Source organism: Pseudomonas frederiksbergensis (genome assembly GCF_000802155.2).
GTDB classification, from domain to species: Bacteria; Pseudomonadota; Gammaproteobacteria; order Pseudomonadales; family Pseudomonadaceae; genus Aquipseudomonas; species Aquipseudomonas frederiksbergensis_A.
In genome coordinates, this window is sequence record NZ_JQGJ02000001.1 from 26553 (window position 1) to 42030 (window position 15478).

A 15478-nucleotide genomic window follows, 5' to 3' on the forward strand; every position below is an offset into this window, starting at 1 on the left:
TACGTTTAGCGCCCGCTCATTCGATGCTGCTGATGGAAATAATTCCCTGAACCCTGGCCGTGATCGAGTTCGGTCCGCAGTTCGGCAATCAGATCATTGATCGCACGGCAGCCCGTGAGCTTGGTGGCATCGATGTCGCTCTTGATCAGCGCCACACGATCGGTTTCATGATCGTCGTAGATCTTGACGGTCATGGACAGGTCCGGTGACAACGTGCATTGGGACCGCTTGGGCAGCAGGCTGCTTTCAATGATGTTTCGCATTTCGAGGGCAGATAAAAACATGGCAACTCTCTCCTGTTGAGCCAGCCAATTTATGTTCACGACGGCGGTATTTTCGTCCGATTCTTCCCTGCGGACTGGACTAGGAATGCCGTGCCGTTCGTTCATTTTTGGCGTTTCTGGTGTTGGGGCCCGTAGATCGGGCTCCTGTATCCAGCCGCAATAAATATGCCCATATCCTGATACATCCAGGTTGTGACAAATCAAAGACTTAGCCAGCAAGGCCGACGTACGGGTCATGCAAAATGCATGGAGCCAGTCTTTCTTCCATGCAAACTGCAATCGCGCCGTTCGGCTTGCCAGGCTCAGAGTAGCCATTATTTCGACTTCATGGCCGGGCATCCGTCGGGTGACTCAAAAATATGTGCAGCGCCATTCAAAATCAGGCGATTGCCACCGCTGCGCGTTCAGCCACGTGGCGCAAACTGTCGAAGTTGATGTTGGCGCCGGAGTTGATGGCAACCAGCGTTTGGCCTTGCGCTGCGCTTTGCGCCACGTATTGCTTGATACCTGCCACCGCCAGCGCGCCGGAGGGCTCGGTGATCGAGCGGGTATCGTCATAGATATCCCTGATCGCTGCGCAGAGCTGATCATTGGCTACAGTCATCACTTCATCGACACAGAAACGACATATATCGAAACCATGGGCACCGATTTGCGCCACTGCCACGCCATCGGCAAAGGTGCCCACTGCAGGGAGCGTCACCCGTGTGCCGGCCGCCAGTGCGGCTTGCAGGCATGCGGAGTGTTCCGATTCGACGCCGATGATGCGGATCTCCGGACGCAGGTATTTGACATATGCCGCCACCCCGGCGATCAGGCCGCCGCCGCCCACCGGAACAAAAATAGCGTCCAGCCGGCCCGGATGCTGGCGCAGGATTTCCATCGCAACGGTTCCCTGGCCGGCGATGACATCCGGATCGTCAAACGGCGAAACGAATTCCCGCCCTGTCCGGCGAGCCAGGTCCAGCGCGAACGCCAGGGCAAACGGGAAGCTTTCGCCGTGCAACAGCGCCTCGGCGCCTCGGCTACGCACACCCGTCACTTTCAGCTCTGGGGTGGTCAGCGGCATGACTATGCAGGCCGAAACGCCCAGCTCCCGTGCCGCCAGCGCTACGCCTTGGGCATGATTGCCCGCCGAGGCCGTGATGACACCACGGCTGCGCTGCTCCTGGGTCAGTTGCACCAACTTGTTATAGGCACCGCGGATCTTGAAGGAAAAGGTCGGCTGAAGATCTTCACGCTTGAGCAGGATCCGGTTGCCCAAGGCCTGGGACAACGCAGGAGCCGCCTGCAACGGCGTGGCCACCGCCAGCTCGTAGACCGGCGCGGCGAGAATTTTCTTCACGTAATGTTCCAGCAAATCCTGCTCGGCGCTGGTCGGGGTCATGGCGGTCTCCTGGTTCTGAGAGAGTCCCGGAGACAGAAAGAAAAAACCCGCCTCTAGGGCGGGTTCGGTGCAGCCGTCAGCTAGCCCGCCAATAAGGAATGGCGGTAATAATGCTTGGCTGGCTGCGCAATGGTGTGGAAGTCATGGTTGGAAACTAGCCGCGACCGCTTGGCAAGTCAATCAAAATCCCAACCTGCGCATTCCTGTGGCGAGGGAGCTTGCTCCCGCGCCACAAAGAGCTTGATCGCATCGCCGTTATTTCAGACCGACTTTGTACAGCGCACCGTCGTCTTCATCTGTCAGCACATAGAGGAAACCATCCGGGCCCTGGCGAACGTCCCGGATACGTTCCTTGAGTTCACCCAGCAAGCGCTCCTCATGAACGACCTTGTCGCCCTCGAATTCCAGGCGGATCAGGTCCTTGGACACCAACGCCCCGATAAACGCGTTGCGTTGCCAGGGCTTGAAGCGGTCATTGTCATAGAACGCCATGCCGCTGAGCCCTGGCGACACCTGCCAGACATGGTGCGGCCCGACGGTGCCTTCGACGGTCTTGCCCTGGGCCTCGGGGATCGGCGCGCCTGAATAGTTGTCGCCGTGGGTCGCCAGCGGCCAGCCATAGTTCTTGCCCCGCTCGACGATGTTCAACTCGTCACCGCCCTTGGGGCCGTGCTCGTTCTCCCACACCGTGCCGTTCCACGGGTTGAGCGCAGCGCCCTGGGGGTTGCGCAGGCCGTACGACCAGATCTCCGGGCGTACGTTCTTCTGACCGACAAAGGGGTTGTCGTCAGGCACCTTGCCGTCGGGGTAGATCCGCACGATCTTGCCCTGCAACTTGTCCAGGTCCTGGGCGGTCGGGCGATCGTTGTTTTCCCCCAGGGTGATGAACAGGTAGCCGTCCCGGTCGAACACCAGGCGGGAGCCGAAGTGATTGCCGGTGGAGAGCTTGGGCTGTTGTCGGAAAATCACGTCGAAACCGTCGAGGCTTTTCAAGTCCTTGGACAGTTGCCCCCGGCCCACGGCGGTACCGGCCTTGCCGTCCTTACCGGCCTCGGCGTAGGACAGGTAAATCGTACGGTCCTGCTTGAAGTCCGGCGACAGCACCACATCCAGCAAACCACCCTGCCCCTTGGCCCAGACCTCGGGAACACCGTTCAACGGTGCGGATAATTTGCCATCGGTGCCCACAAACCGCAGGTTGCCGGCGCGCTCCGTCACCAGCATGCCCTGCTGGTCGGGCAAGAACGCCACGGACCAGGGATGCTCGAGCCCCCTGACCACGGTTGTCACTTCGAGGGTGCCTTCCTCGCTCTTCAGTGCCTGCACTTGCGCGGCGAAGACTGGCGTGGCGAAGACCACCATAGCGCTGGCACACAGGGTGGTCCGGATTGTTTTACGCAACATGCACACTTCCTTCTGTGGTGATGTGGATCAGGACGGCGCCTCAGCGATTGCCGTTATTCATGTTCCTGGGAGGTGTCGGGGATTCGATGGTGGGGCGTGGCGAGCCGGGAGCCGAGCCAGCCCGGGGGTAACCATTGCCGATGCCGCCGTTTTCCAAGGTCGGAGGGCGTGGCACCGGCACTGTCGGGTTGCTGCGAATCGTCGGCACGTTGGGCTGGGTGCCCTGCATGCTGTTGGGATTGGCCCGGCGGATCGGGCTGTTGTATGGGTTGTTGTTGCCCGGCAGGTTCTGGGCCAGCACTGGCCCCACGCCCGGCGTGACCGCTTGCGCGGCGGCGCTCATTGATAGCGCGGTTAGAACGAGTATCAGCCTGTTCATGGAACCTCCCAGCGACACGGTGATGACACCGGCATATCGAAAGCACGCTACGCCGCAGGTTCGTTGTTGTTAAGCGAAATATCCCCGCGAAGATGTAACTAGGCATCTCCGCTGCCAGGCTATTCCAAGCGGCCAACCGCAGCCAGCCGGCGGCCGGCGGAAACTTTTTCCAAGCCCTGGGGGTCACCAGAGAGACCATTCACCGGTAAGGAAAATTGCACCATGGCACGGGCAATCTGGAAAGGCGCAATCAGTTTCGGGCTGGTCCACATTCCGGTGGCACTGGTGTCGGCCACCGCGTCCCAAGGTGTGGATTTCGACTGGCTGGACAAACGCAGCATGGATCCGGTGGGCTACAAGCGCGTCAACAAGGTCACCGGCAAGGAAGTGACCAAGGATGACATCGTCAAAGGCTTGGAATACCAGAAGGGTCAATATGTGCTGATCAGCGAGGATGAAATTCGCGCAGCCCACCCCAAGTCCACCCAGACCATCGACATTTTCTCTTTCGTGGACAGCGAAAAGATCCCGCTCCAGAACATCGACAAGCCGTATTTCCTGGCGCCGGACAAACGCGGTGGCAAGGTCTATGCGTTGCTGCGCGAGACGCTGCTCAAGACCAACAAGGTCGCCCTGGCAAATGTCGTGCTGCATACCCGCCAACACCTGGCGGCGCTCATGCCGTTGCAAGAGGCCCTGGTGCTGGTGATGCTGCGCTGGCCCGCCGAGGTCCGCGAACTCGACGTCCTGGAGCTGGGCGACGAAGTGACCAACCCAACGCTGGCAAAGGGCGAACTGGACATGGCCAAGCGCCTGGTGGAAGACATGAGCGGCGACTGGGAACCCCAGGAGTACCGCGACAGTTTCCAGGAAAAAATCATGGAACTGGTGGAAAAAAAGGCCACCGAAGGCCGCCTCGAAGCGGTGGAAACCGACCCGGGCGAAGAACAACGCAAGACCGCCGACGTCATCGACCTTACCGAGCTGCTCAAGCGCAGCCTCGGTGGCAAGGGCAAGAGCCCGGAAAAACCGGCTGAAAAAACGGCAGCAAAATCGACCAAGACGCGTAAATCCGCTCCTGCTAAAAAAGCCACCAAGGCCTCCCGGGGCTAAACCCCGGGCGCCTGTAACACAAGGGAATCTGTCATGGCCAAGGCCGAGAGTGAATCTGCCCGTCTGTCCGCCGTGCAAGCGCACGCAACAACGACTCGCAGCCGTGCCCGACGGGGCGATCAGGTGGACAACGGCCGGCTGCCGGAACGTCTGTCACCGCAATTGGCCACGCCCGTGGAACAACCGCCGGCCGGGGAATGGCGCTATGAGATCCAATTCCACGGCTATCGCCTCATGGCGCGCATCGAGAATGGCGAGGTCCGGCTGTTTAACCGCCACCACACGGACTGGACCGAGCGGCTCAAGCTGCATGCCGACGCCTTGGCGAAGCTGGACCTGGGCAATTGTTGGCTCGACGGCGAACTTGTCCTGCTCGACGACGCCGGCCATTCGGACTTCCCTGCCCTGCGCCAGGCCTTCGAAATCGGACGCAGCGTCGACATGGTGTATTTCCTGTTCGACGCGCCGTTCCTCAATGGTGTCGACCTGCGCGAGAAACCGGTGGAAGAACGCCGCTCCGCGCTCAAGAACGCCCTGAAGAACAACGCCAGCAAGCGCCTGCGGTTTTCCGAGGCATTCTCCGCCAGCCAACACGACATTTTCGAAAGTGCCACCGCGCTGTCGTTGGACAGTGTGGTCGGCAAACGTCTGGGCAGCCCTTATGTCTCGGGCCGCAATCCCGATTGGGTCAAGCTCAGATGTCGGCTGCGCCAATGCTTTGTCATCGTGGGATTCACGCGCCCACAAGGCAAACGCAACGGCTTCGGCGCCCTGTTGCTGGCGGTCAACGGGCCGTCGGGCCTGGTGTATGCCGGCCGCGTCGGCACGGGCTTCAGCCAGGCTCAACTCACGCAGTTGCACGAAAGACTCTGCGCCCAGGAGCGCGATACTTCCCCGCTGGACCAGCCACTGCGCGGTGCACAGGGACGCGGTGTGCATTGGGTCGAGCCGGCCCAAGTCTGCGAAGTCGAATTTGCCGAATGGACCGCCGAGGGCCTGGTTCGCCAAGCGGTATTCCTTGGCCTGCCGGGCGACGGGCACGCCAGCCGCGTGGTGCGCGAGCAGCCCATGCCGATAAAAGCCGCGCCTCCCAAGCCCAAGCGCCGCACCAAGGCAGACGCCGCCAAGGTCGACGGCGTGATGATCACCCACCCCGACCGCGTCGTTGACAGCGTCAGCGGCGTACAAAAAGCCGAACTGGCGCAGTATTACCTGGAGATCGCGCCATGGATCCTACCGCACCTGAAGTTGAGGCCTGTCGCACTTGTGCGGGCACCGGAGGGAATCGGCGAGCAACTGTTCTTCCAGAAACATGCAGATCGCCTTGAAATACCCCATATCAAGCAGTTGGATCCGAAGCTTGACCCGGGCCACGCGGCGCTGATGGAAATCGACAGTATCCATGCCCTGGTCGGCGCGGCGCAGATGGGCGCGGTGGAATTGCACACCTGGACGGCCACCCATGACCGAATCGAGACGCCCGATCTGTTCGTCCTGGACCTGGACCCCGACCCGTCATTGCCCTGGAGCGCCATGCTCGAAGCGACGCGCATGACCTTGTCCGTATTGGACGAGCTGGGCCTGCAGGGATTTCTCAAGACCAGCGGCGGCAAAGGCATGCACGTCATCGTGCCATTGGCTCGCAGCGAGGGATGGGAGGTCACCAAGGCTTTCGCCAAGGCCATCTCGCAATTCCTGACCCGCCAGATGCCGCAGCGGATCACCGCGACCATGGGACCCAAGAACCGCGTGGGCAAGGTATTTATCGATTATCTGCGCAACGCCCGCGGCGCCAGCACCGTGGCTGCCTACTCGGTGCGCGCAAGGCCGGGCCTGCCGGTTTCGGTCCCGATTGCCCGTGACGAACTGGACGGCCTGCGTAACGCCCAGCAGTGGGACATCCAGACTGCGTTGGAACGGGCCAAAGGCCTGGGCGCTGACCCGTGGGAAGGTTATAACCATCGCCAACGGATCACCGCCAGGATGTGGGAACAACTGGAGACAGAGAAGCCCTGAACCTTCAGATCCAGACGAAAATCGCCAGCAGAGCCCCAAAGAACGCCCACTTCTGCATGTAGTACAACGTGCGATTGCGTTTCTTCAGCGCCTTGCCTTGCAGACGGATCTTGTACAGTCGGGAAAACGCCCGGTTCAGGCCGCCGGTCTTGTCACCGGCATCGTTCGGCGCGCCAGCGGCGGCCATCACGGTACGGCTGAACCAGCGGTTGAACGCCGTGGCCCAACGGTACTTCATCGGCCGTTCCACATCGCAGAACAAGATGATGCGGTTCTGCGCCGTGGTGTTTTCGGCGTAATGGATGAACGTCTCGTCGAAGATGACCGCCTCGCCGTCGCGCCAATGATAGGGCTCGCCATCGACATCGATGTAGCAACCGGCATCGTTGGGCGTTTGCAGGCCCAGGTGATAGCGATAGGAGCCGGCATACGGATCGCGATGGCGCACCAGTTTCGAGCCGGGGGGCAATTCGGCGAACATGGCCGCCTTGATCGAGCCGATGCCCTGTACCAGTTCGGTGGTACGTGGGCAGAGCTTCATGGCCGACGGATGGCTGTCGCCGTACCACTTGAGGTAGAAACGCTTCCAGCCGGTCTTGAAGAATGAGTTGAAACCCACATCGTCGTATTGGTTGGAACGCTTGATCTCGCCTGCCTGCAACAGGTTCCGGCCTTCGGCGCGGATCTCTTCCCAATGGGCCTGCAACGGGCTCAGGTCCGGGAATTCCCTTGGGCTGAGGAACGGCTTGCTGGGCAGTTTCGAGCACAGGTAGAGCAGGCAATTGACCGGCGCGAGGAAGGAGGAGTGATCGCTCAGTTGGCGGCCGATCTTATGCCGCACGCGTCCGCGCAGGTGCACATAGCCGATGGAGAGGATGTAGATCGCAACAATGATGAGCTTCACGGAGTTCGTCACAATGCAGGAGTTGACAGGCGGCGTCTCCTGGCCAGCCAAGCGGCGAGGTGGATGGCGTCGAGTGAGATGGCATTTTAGCCAGACTTTGTAACTGAAAGTTATCCTCAGTTGTGAAAAACTGTCTTGCCCAGGCAATACCCTATCGTTAAAGCGTCCAGACCAGTACAATCGCCGCCCAATATCATGCGCCCCCTTTTGGCCGATGCCGGAAAACCGGCTTCGGCGCATACCCACTCGGGCCAGGCGCTCCGTATGCAGCTGTCCTCTTATGCCGGATGGACCCTTGCGCTTGCGACCGCGAAGCCTCTAGCGCGGTGCGGATCGGCGCAAACAGGTACTGAACAGGTACTGCCGCACCCTTAGCTACTCTGAATGTTCCGCAGGATAATCCTTTGATCTCTACAGCTAACATCACGATGCAGTTCGGCGCCAAGCCACTGTTCGAAAACGTCTCTGTCAAGTTTGGCGCGGGCAACCGCTACGGCCTGATCGGCGCCAACGGTTGCGGCAAGTCGACCTTCATGAAAATCCTCGGCGGCGACCTCGAGCCGTCCGGCGGCCAGGTGATGCTGGAGCCGAACGTGCGCCTGGGTAAACTGCGCCAGGACCAGTTCGCCTACGAGCAATTCACCGTGATCGATACCGTGATCATGGGCCACGAAGAGCTGTGGAAGGTCAAGGCCGAGCGCGACCGCATCTACTCGCTGCCGGAAATGACCGAAGAAGACGGCATGGCCGTGGCCGAGCTGGAAACCGAATTTGCCGAGATGGACGGCTACACCGCCGAATCCCGCGCCGGTGAACTGCTGCTGGGCCTGGGCATTCCCCTGGAGCAGCATTTCGGCCCGATGACCGAAGTCGCCCCAGGCTGGAAACTGCGCGTATTGCTCGCCCAGGCATTGTTCTCCGATCCGGAAGTGCTGTTGCTCGACGAACCGACCAACCACCTGGACATCAACACCATCCGTTGGCTGGAAAATATCCTCACGGCGCGTAACAGCACCATGATCATCATTTCCCACGACCGGCACTTCCTCAACAGCGTCTGCACCCACATGGCCGACCTGGACTACGGTGAGCTGCGCCTGTTCCCGGGCAACTACGACGAGTACATGATCGCGGCCACGCAGTCCCGCGAGCAATTGCTGTCGGACAACGCCAAGAAGAAAGCCCAGATCGCCGAATTGCAGACGTTTGTCAGCCGCTTCTCGGCCAACGCCTCGAAAGCCAAGCAGGCCACCTCCCGTGCCAAGCAGATCGACAAGATCCAGCTGGCCGAGGTCAAGCCATCGAGCCGCGTCAGCCCGTTCATTCGCTTCGAACAGACCAAGAAGCTGCACCGCCAGGCCGTGACCATCGAGCGCATGTCCAAGGGCTTCGACGGCAAGACCCTGTTCAAGAACTTCAGCTTCACCGTCGAAGCCGGCGAGCGCGTGGCGATCATCGGCCCGAACGGCATCGGCAAGACCACCCTGCTGCGCACCTTGATGGGCGAGCTGACACCGGACGCCGGCTCGGTCAAATGGACCGAAAGCGCGGAACTGGGCTACTACGCCCAGGACCATGCCCATGACTTCGAAGACGACGTCAGCCTGTTCGACTGGATGGGCCAGTGGACCCAGGGCGAGCAGATGATCCGGGGTACCCTGGGCCGCATGCTGTTCTCCAACGACGAGATTCTCAAGTCGGTCAAGGTCATCTCCGGTGGTGAACAGGGCCGCATGCTGTTCGGCAAGCTGATCCTGCAAAAGCCGAACGTGCTGGTGATGGACGAACCGACCAACCACTTGGACATGGAATCCATCGAAGCGCTGAACCTGGCGCTGGAAAACTATCCGGGCACGTTGATCTTCGTCAGCCACGACCGCGAATTCGTATCGTCCCTGGCCACCCGCATCATCGAGCTGAGCGCCGACGGCGTGGTTGACTTCAGCGGCACTTATGACGACTACCTGCGCAGCCAGGGTGTGATCTTCTAAGAGCACCTGCGAGCGGTAAGCTTCGAGCTACAAGTGAAAGCCCTGTCCATGTGACAGGGCTTTTGCATTTCAACGGCACAGGATCCATGGGAACGAGAACACAGGTAAACCGTTAGTCAGCTTCCTTTTATCCTCGTCACGCGCCATGATGGGACACTCCTGCTGCTGCCCGCGAACGAGCCCCATGCCAACAGCCCAGCCCGCTCCCAGCTCCTTGTCGATCACCTTGCAGATCGTCTCCATCGTTTTCTACACGTTCATCGCGTTTCTCTGCATCGGCCTGCCGATCGCCGTGTTGCCTGGCTATGTCCATGACCAGTTGGGTTTCAGCGCCGTCATCGCCGGGCTGACCATCGGTTCCCAGTACCTGGCGACCCTGCTCAGCCGGCCCATGGCCGGGCGGTTGTCGGACAGTATCGGCACCAAGCGGGCCATCGTTTATGGCTTGCTGGGGATTGTGCTCAGTGGTGTGCTGACGCTGATCTCGACATTGTTGCAGGACTTTGCCTTGCCAAGCCTGTTGATCCTGATCGTTGGTCGCGTGCTCTTGGGCGTGGCCCAAGGCCTGATCGGCGTCGGGACGATCAGTTGGTGCATGGGCCAAGTCGGCGTGGAGCATACCGCCCGATCGATTTCCTGGAACGGCATCGCTTCCTACGGGGCCATCGCCATCGGCGCGCCGCTGGGGGTGGTGATGGTCGGTAGCCTCGGTTTCGCCAGCCTGGGCATCGCCTTGTCCTTGTTGGCCGGCATGGCGCTGTTGCTGATCCGCAATAAACCCTCGGTGCCGGTCGTGCGTGGCGAGCGCCTGCCCTTCTGGGCGGTGTTCGGGCGCATTTCGCCGTTTGGCGCGAGCCTGTGCCTGGCCTCGATCGGCTACGGCACGCTCACCACGTTCATTACGCTGTTCTACGTGAGCCGCGACTGGACCGGTGCGGCGTGGTGCCTGACGGTCTTCGGCATCTGTTTCATCCTGTCGCGGCTGCTGTTCATTTCCAGCATCGCCCGTTTCGGTGGCTTCAGCTCGGCCATTGTCTGCATGAGCATCGAGACCCTGGGGCTGGTGATGCTCTGGCTCGCCCCCTCCACCGCGTTTGCCCTGGTCGGCGCGGGCCTGGCCGGCTTCGGCTTGTCGTTGGTCTATCCGGCGCTGGGCGTGGAAGCGATCAAGCAGGTGCCCAACAGCAGCCGGGGCGCCGGGTTGAGTGCCTACGCGGTGTTTTTCGACCTGGCATTGGCGATTGCCGGCCCACTGATGGGCGCAGTGGCGTTGAACCTTGGCTATTCGTCGATTTTCTTCTTCGCGGCCTTGCTGTCGCTCATCGGCCTGGGCCTGGCGCTATTGCTGCGCCGGCGGGCCGGACGCAGCGATCACTGATCGGCGGTCCTGATGCCGGCGCGGGTCGGCTTGCCCAATGCCTGGCTGAAGAAACGGCTGGCCTCGGAGACCATAGTGCGGTGGATGTCCTTGCGATCAACCCCGTCGGCATCGGTGCACAGCGCCGGCATCGCCGCAATCTGCTCGTCCGTGCAAGGCGCCATGAAGACAAAGTGGCCGGCCCCGGCCAACGTCTTGAAATCCGGCGCGGTAGGTAGTTTGCGGGCCAGGGCTGCTGCGTTCTTGTCGAACGCCACCAGTTTGTCGCCGTCGCCGCTGTAGAGCAGCACCGGCACATGGACGTCGGCCAACGTGTGACGACCGAATTTCAGGCTCAACGGCGCCATCAGCAGTAACGCGCGAACCCTGGGATCAGCCACTGGCGAGAGATCATCGCGGTCGGCAATCAACTCGCCCCGGGTATTACAGGCATCACGGTCATCGGGCCTTTCCTGGCAGTAGCGTCGCAGGCGATTGAGGTCCGGCGTGGCGCCGCAAAGGATCAAGGCAGTTTCGCCGCCGGCCGAATAGCCAATCACGCCAACCTGCGCGGCGTTGACGAATGGCGAGAGCATCGGATCATTCAGGGTTGCGCTGATGGCTTCGGATATCTGGATCGGCCGGCCGTACAGGTTGCTCAACGTGCCGAGCCGGCTGTGATCCTGGGCGTTGTCACCCGGATGAATCACCGCCACCACCAAGAACCCCTTGCGTGCCAGCGAGGTGGCCAGGTCGTGCAGGGCCAGGGGCGTGCCGGTATTGCCGTGGGACAGCATCAGCAATGGAAAGCGACCGATGGCGATCTGGGCGTCCGGCGCCGCGTCGATCTGGTAGCCGCCCAGGGAGCTGGACTGATCTTTCGCGGTGGACGGATAAAACGCGATGGCATGCATCGGCTGTTGGTCCAGCGGATCGAGGAAGTCCAGTTCGTGGAAACCGGCGCTCCAATGCGGATGCGGCGCCGGCGCGGCCTGCACCGGGCCGAGGCTGGCTACCAGACAAAACAGCAATGCTGCACCAAGACGTGTCATCGACCTTTCCACCTTCGCACGCGCACGGGAGGGTCCCCGTCGTCGCCGTTCTGGCCGTGCATGACCTGCGCCATCAAGCCCGGCGCCGGGTATGAAAAAACCCCGTACCCCAGCCGTCCCATTGACGACGAGAATACAGGGTTTTGCGCAGGTTGCCCGAAGCGCCTGGCGCCTTTACGCAAGCCTTACGCGGCGGCGAATTGCTGGCTGATCTGCAGCTTGGCCTCGCTCATCGCTTTGGTGCGCATGTCGTCACCGTAGGCCAGGCCCTCGGCGCGGACGAATTCAATGTCAGTGATGCCCAGGAAGCCGAACATCAGCTTCAGATATTCCTCGTGGCCCACGCCACTCGGTTGCCCGGCATGCACACCGCCGGAGGTGGAGACGATCACCAGTTTCTTGCCGCCGCACAGGCCTTGCGGGCCGGCTTCGGTGTAGCGGAACGTCTGGCCGGCGACAGCGATGCGGTCGATCCAGGCCTTGAGCTGGGTTGGAATGCTGAAGTTGTACATCGGCGCTGCAATCACCACCGCATCTGCGGCGAGGAACTCGGCCATGGTCGACGCACTGAGGTCGGCCTCGTGCTTGAGGGCGGCGTCACGCAGCTCAGCGCTGGTGCCGGCGGCGACCAGCGTCTGGGCGGAAAAGTGGCTGATGGCGTCGGCAGCCAAATCTCGGTAAGTGACGGTGATGTCAGAGTCGGCGGCAGTCCACGCCTGGACCAGTTCACGGCTGAGTTGGCGCGAAGCCGAGTTGTCGCCGAGGATGCTCGAATCGATGTGCAACAGTTTCATGTGAGTGCTCTCCAAGTGAGGATCGCGACCAGGCGATCAATTGAGAACAATCCTATCGATGAAACCAATGGCCGATAAGTAAGCGAAAATGCGATAGTTCGTTCCACTGACAGGACAATCGAGTTCAACATGCAAGACCTCAACGATCTTTATTACTTCGCCAAGGTGGTCGAGGCCGGCGGCTTCGCTGCGGCCGGCCGCCTGCTCGGCATCCCGAAGTCGCGGCTGTCACGGCGTATCGCCGAGCTGGAAGAACGTCTCAATGCTCGCCTGCTGCAACGTACGACCCGCCAGTTGAAGCTGACCGCAGTGGGCGAACGCTACCTGCGCCACTGCCAGGCGATGCTGCTGGAGGCGGAGATGGCCGACGAGGCCGTGGCAAGCATGTCCAGCGAACCCCGTGGACGATTGCGGGTGTCGAGCCCGGTGGGACTGGCGCATCAGTTCCTGCCATCGATCATCGAAACCTTCCTGGCTAAGTATCCGCAGGTCCAACTGGAGATGACGCTGCTCAACCGCCGGGTGGATCTGGTCAGCGAAGGCATCGACGTCGCGCTGCGCGTGCGGGACCTGGGGGACGAAGACCCACTCTTGATGACTCGCCGCTTGCGCCAGGCCCGGTTGATCATGGTCGCCAGCCCGGCCTTCACCCAGGGACGACGAATCGAAACCCCGGAAGATCTTCGGCAATTGCCGGTGCTGGGGGCATTGGAAGCGGATCGGCTGGTTCACCTGCGCCTGCTTGACAGCGATGGTCAAAGTACCGAGCTGACCCTGGAAGCACGCCTGGGCATCGATGATTTCATCGTGCGCCGCGCCTGCGCCCTCGCCGGCCTGGGCTTTACGCTGTTGCCAAGCATGTATTGCGAAGAGGAATTGCGTGACGGCAGATTAGTGGAGCTGTTGCCGGGTTGGTCGTCCCCCGATGGCTGGCTCTTGGCGGTTTATCCCCACCGACGGGGTATGCTGCCGGCGGTGCGCGCCTGGATCGATCACCTGGTAGCGGCATTCGAACAATGTGGAGATAAAACGCTATGAGCTGGAGCGAAGAGGACGTCGCACGGTTTTGCCTGGGCTTGCCAGGGGCCAGGGAAGACTATAAATGGGGCGGCGTGCGGGTATTTTCCATCGCTGGAAACAAGATGTTCGCCTTGCAGGGACTGCGCGGCGACTCATTGGCGTTCAAGGTCGACAAGGACCTGTTTCTCGGCCATTGCGACCGGCCAGGCATTCACCCGGCACCCTATCTGGCGCGTGCACAGTGGATCATCATGAACGTGCCCTACCCGCTGGGCGACGACGAATTGCGAGGGTTGCTGCAGCGCTCCCATCAACTGGTGGTCAGCAAACTGCCGAAGCGTACACAGGTTGGGTTGTTGCTGTAGCGCCTAGAACAACGCCAACAGATGCCCACCCAGGAACAACTGGTCAACCCAGAATCCCTGGTGCAACAACACGACAAACCAGAACACCACCTGGAACGTCACCTTGCGGGTCTTGTGGCGAAACACCTGTTGGGCCAGCAATGCTCCGGGCCAGCCACCGGCCAGCTCAACGGCGTGCAAGACATTTTCCGGCGTGCGCCAAGCGTCGGATTGCGCCTTTCGCTTGTCGCTCCAGTAGAGCAGGAACGCCACGACACTGACGACGCCGTAAGCTGTCATTGGCACCCAGGACTCGCCTTGCAGCCCGAGCAGCAGCGAACCGGACAACGGCAAGGCGCACAGCAGCGCGAACACCCCCAGCTTGAGCCGCAGGTTCTGCACGGCTCCGCCAGTGTGACGCGCGCCGCGCCGGCCTGAATCGTTCATGGCTTGGCCGCAGTCCAGTCCACCCAACCAAATTGCCAGGTCGCCAGGATCAGCAGGCCGAACGCAATCCGATACCAGGCGAACACCGCATAGCTGTGGCTGGCGATGAAGCGCAGCAGGCCCTTGACCGCGATCATGGCGAAGATGAACGCGGTGATGAAGCCTATGGCAAATACCGGGAAATCCGCCGGTACGAACAGCTCGCGGTATTTATAGCCGGAGTAAACCGCCGCGCCGACCATGGTCGGCATCGCCAGGAAAAACGAGAACTCCGTGGCGGTTTTGCGCGACAGGCCGAACAGCAGCCCGCCGATAATGGTTGCCCCGGAACGGGAGGTGCCAGGAATCATCGCGATGCACTGGGCCAGGCCGACTTTCAGGGCATCCTTCCAAGTCATGTCATCCACACTCTCGGCGTGCACCCTGTGTTGGCGCTTCTCGGCCCAAAGCATCACCAAACCACCCACCACCAGCGCCGTGGCGACGGTGATCGCGTTGAACAGGTAATGGTGGATCCAGTCGGCAAGCAGCACGCCCAGTATCACGGCGGGGAAGAAGGCAATCAGCAGGTTGGCGGTGAAACGACGTGCGCCGGGCTGGGTAGGCAGGCCCAGCACCACCTCGAAAATCTTGCGCCGGAACTCCCAGACCACCGCCAGGATCGCGCCTAGTTGGATAATGATGTTGAATGCCATCGCACGCTCACCACCAAACCCAAGCAAGTCTGCGACGACGATCTGATGCCCCGTGCTGGAAATCGGCAGGAATTCCGTCAAGCCTTCTACCACGCCAAGAATCAATGCCGAAAAGGCAGTCCACAAATCCATTCATCCCCCAAAAAAGGCCGGTCTATCCAGGCCTTATCTCTATTCAAACGTTACGCAGGTGCACGCAGCGGCTGCACGATAACCGCGACCTTGCAAAAAAACCAATGAAAAAACGGAACAGGCTCAGGTTTTGCGCTGCGGGGCCGAAATCCTATCAGA

14 protein-coding genes and 1 pseudogene are annotated in these 15478 nt (G+C 61.1%); 6 read left to right on the top strand and 9 right to left on the bottom strand.

The annotated features are described in order from the left end of the window. Positions 1 to 5: 5 nt before the first annotated feature. From JZ00_RS00105 to JZ00_RS00120, 4 genes and pseudogenes are all read right to left on the bottom strand, one after another. A complete protein-coding gene (locus JZ00_RS00105) occupies positions 6 to 284 on the bottom strand; it encodes a DUF1652 domain-containing protein (RefSeq protein ID WP_039590935.1) in 279 nt (92 codons plus the stop codon). Between the two features lie 397 nt (positions 285 to 681). After that, positions 682 to 1671: pseudogene (gene ilvA / locus JZ00_RS00110) on the bottom strand (threonine ammonia-lyase, biosynthetic); the annotation flags it as partial. A gap of 255 nt (positions 1672 to 1926) precedes the next feature. Continuing rightward, positions 1927 to 3075 carry a PQQ-dependent sugar dehydrogenase gene (locus JZ00_RS00115; RefSeq protein ID WP_039590936.1) on the bottom strand — a complete coding sequence of 383 codons (1149 nt, stop codon included), beginning with the start codon at positions 3073 to 3075 and terminating at the stop codon, positions 1927 to 1929. A 40-nt stretch (positions 3076 to 3115) separates the two neighbouring features. Further along, positions 3116 to 3454 carry a hypothetical protein gene (locus tag JZ00_RS00120; RefSeq protein WP_039590938.1) on the bottom strand — a complete coding sequence of 113 codons (339 nt, stop codon included), beginning with the start codon at positions 3452 to 3454 and terminating at the stop codon, positions 3116 to 3118. A gap of 222 nt (positions 3455 to 3676) precedes the next feature. On the opposite strand from JZ00_RS00120, the gene ku reads away from it, so the two are divergent. Together ku and ligD are read left to right on the top strand one after the other, a co-directional pair. Continuing rightward, on the top strand, positions 3677 to 4567 hold the full coding sequence (ku, locus tag JZ00_RS00125; protein WP_039590940.1) for a non-homologous end joining protein Ku: 891 nt from the start codon (positions 3677 to 3679) through the stop codon (positions 4565 to 4567). 33 nt (positions 4568 to 4600) lie between these two features. Continuing rightward, positions 4601 to 6583, top strand: a complete 1983-nt coding sequence (gene ligD / locus JZ00_RS00130; RefSeq protein WP_052742273.1) for a DNA ligase D — start codon at positions 4601 to 4603, stop codon at positions 6581 to 6583. Positions 6584 to 6587: 4 nt separating this feature from the next. Here the strand turns inward: ligD and lpxO are convergent, their stop codons facing one another. Continuing rightward, entirely contained in the window at positions 6588 to 7487 is a 900-nt protein-coding gene (lpxO, locus tag JZ00_RS00135) for a lipid A hydroxylase LpxO (RefSeq protein ID WP_039591379.1), read from the bottom strand. Between the two features lie 404 nt (positions 7488 to 7891). On the opposite strand from lpxO, the gene JZ00_RS00140 reads away from it, so the two are divergent. Together JZ00_RS00140 and JZ00_RS00145 are read left to right on the top strand one after the other, a co-directional pair. Further along, the gene (locus JZ00_RS00140; protein ID WP_080942524.1) at positions 7892 to 9478 is read left to right on the top strand and encodes an ABC-F family ATPase; all 1587 of its coding nucleotides are present in this window, start codon (positions 7892 to 7894) and stop codon (positions 9476 to 9478) included. A gap of 184 nt (positions 9479 to 9662) precedes the next feature. After that, entirely contained in the window at positions 9663 to 10856 is a 1194-nt protein-coding gene (locus JZ00_RS00145; RefSeq protein WP_039590945.1) for an MFS transporter, read from the top strand. On the opposite strand, the gene JZ00_RS00150 is transcribed toward JZ00_RS00145, so the two are convergent. Both JZ00_RS00150 and JZ00_RS00155 read right to left on the bottom strand, forming a co-directional pair. Beyond that, complete coding sequence (locus tag JZ00_RS00150) at positions 10850 to 11887, bottom strand: alpha/beta hydrolase family protein (RefSeq protein ID WP_039590947.1); 1038 nt, start codon at positions 11885 to 11887, stop codon at positions 10850 to 10852. The genes JZ00_RS00145 and JZ00_RS00150 overlap by 7 nt on opposite strands. 185 nt (positions 11888 to 12072) lie before the next feature. Continuing rightward, positions 12073 to 12681 (bottom strand): FMN-dependent NADH-azoreductase, encoded by a 609-nt coding sequence (locus JZ00_RS00155; RefSeq protein WP_039590949.1) that lies wholly within the window; start codon positions 12679 to 12681, stop codon positions 12073 to 12075. Positions 12682 to 12810: 129 nt separating this feature from the next. On the opposite strand from JZ00_RS00155, the gene JZ00_RS00160 reads away from it, so the two are divergent. Both JZ00_RS00160 and JZ00_RS00165 read left to right on the top strand, forming a co-directional pair. Continuing rightward, positions 12811 to 13719: a LysR substrate-binding domain-containing protein gene (locus tag JZ00_RS00160; RefSeq protein ID WP_039590951.1), complete on the top strand. Its 909-nt coding sequence runs from the start codon at positions 12811 to 12813 to the stop codon at positions 13717 to 13719. After that, the gene (locus JZ00_RS00165) at positions 13716 to 14066 is read left to right on the top strand and encodes an MmcQ/YjbR family DNA-binding protein (RefSeq protein WP_039590953.1); all 351 of its coding nucleotides are present in this window, start codon (positions 13716 to 13718) and stop codon (positions 14064 to 14066) included. Before JZ00_RS00160 ends, JZ00_RS00165 begins: the two co-directional genes overlap by 4 nt. Positions 14067 to 14069: 3 nt before the next feature. On the opposite strand, the gene JZ00_RS00170 is transcribed toward JZ00_RS00165, so the two are convergent. Together JZ00_RS00170 and JZ00_RS00175 are read right to left on the bottom strand one after the other, a co-directional pair. Next, positions 14070 to 14492, bottom strand: coding sequence for a DUF1294 domain-containing protein (locus JZ00_RS00170; protein WP_039590954.1), 423 nt, complete (start codon positions 14490 to 14492; stop codon positions 14070 to 14072). Beyond that, positions 14489 to 15319 carry an undecaprenyl-diphosphate phosphatase gene (locus JZ00_RS00175; RefSeq protein ID WP_039590956.1) on the bottom strand — a complete coding sequence of 277 codons (831 nt, stop codon included), beginning with the start codon at positions 15317 to 15319 and terminating at the stop codon, positions 14489 to 14491. Before JZ00_RS00175 ends, JZ00_RS00170 begins: the two co-directional genes overlap by 4 nt. Positions 15320 to 15478: the final 159 nt, after the last annotated feature.

Bases quoted from the DNA above. Each gene is read 5' to 3' on its own strand.
- JZ00_RS00105 (WP_039590935.1), bottom strand. From the start codon at position 284: ATGTTTTTATCTGCCCTCGAAATGCGAAACATCATTGAAAGCAGCCTG.
- JZ00_RS00115 (WP_039590936.1), bottom strand. From the start codon at position 3,075: ATGTTGCGTAAAACAATCCGGACCACCCTGTGTGCCAGCGCTATGGTG.
- JZ00_RS00120 (WP_039590938.1), bottom strand. From the start codon at position 3,454: ATGAACAGGCTGATACTCGTTCTAACCGCGCTATCAATGAGCGCCGCC.
- ku (WP_039590940.1), top strand. From the start codon at position 3,677: ATGGCACGGGCAATCTGGAAAGGCGCAATCAGTTTCGGGCTGGTCCAC.
- ligD (WP_052742273.1), top strand. From the start codon at position 4,601: ATGGCCAAGGCCGAGAGTGAATCTGCCCGTCTGTCCGCCGTGCAAGCG.
- JZ00_RS00145 (WP_039590945.1), top strand. From the start codon at position 9,663: ATGCCAACAGCCCAGCCCGCTCCCAGCTCCTTGTCGATCACCTTGCAG.
- JZ00_RS00150 (WP_039590947.1), bottom strand. From the start codon at position 11,887: ATGACACGTCTTGGTGCAGCATTGCTGTTTTGTCTGGTAGCCAGCCTC.
- JZ00_RS00155 (WP_039590949.1), bottom strand. From the start codon at position 12,681: ATGAAACTGTTGCACATCGATTCGAGCATCCTCGGCGACAACTCGGCT.
- JZ00_RS00160 (WP_039590951.1), top strand. From the start codon at position 12,811: ATGCAAGACCTCAACGATCTTTATTACTTCGCCAAGGTGGTCGAGGCC.
- JZ00_RS00165 (WP_039590953.1), top strand. From the start codon at position 13,716: ATGAGCTGGAGCGAAGAGGACGTCGCACGGTTTTGCCTGGGCTTGCCA.
- JZ00_RS00170 (WP_039590954.1), bottom strand. From the start codon at position 14,492: ATGAACGATTCAGGCCGGCGCGGCGCGCGTCACACTGGCGGAGCCGTG.
- JZ00_RS00175 (WP_039590956.1), bottom strand. From the start codon at position 15,319: ATGGATTTGTGGACTGCCTTTTCGGCATTGATTCTTGGCGTGGTAGAA.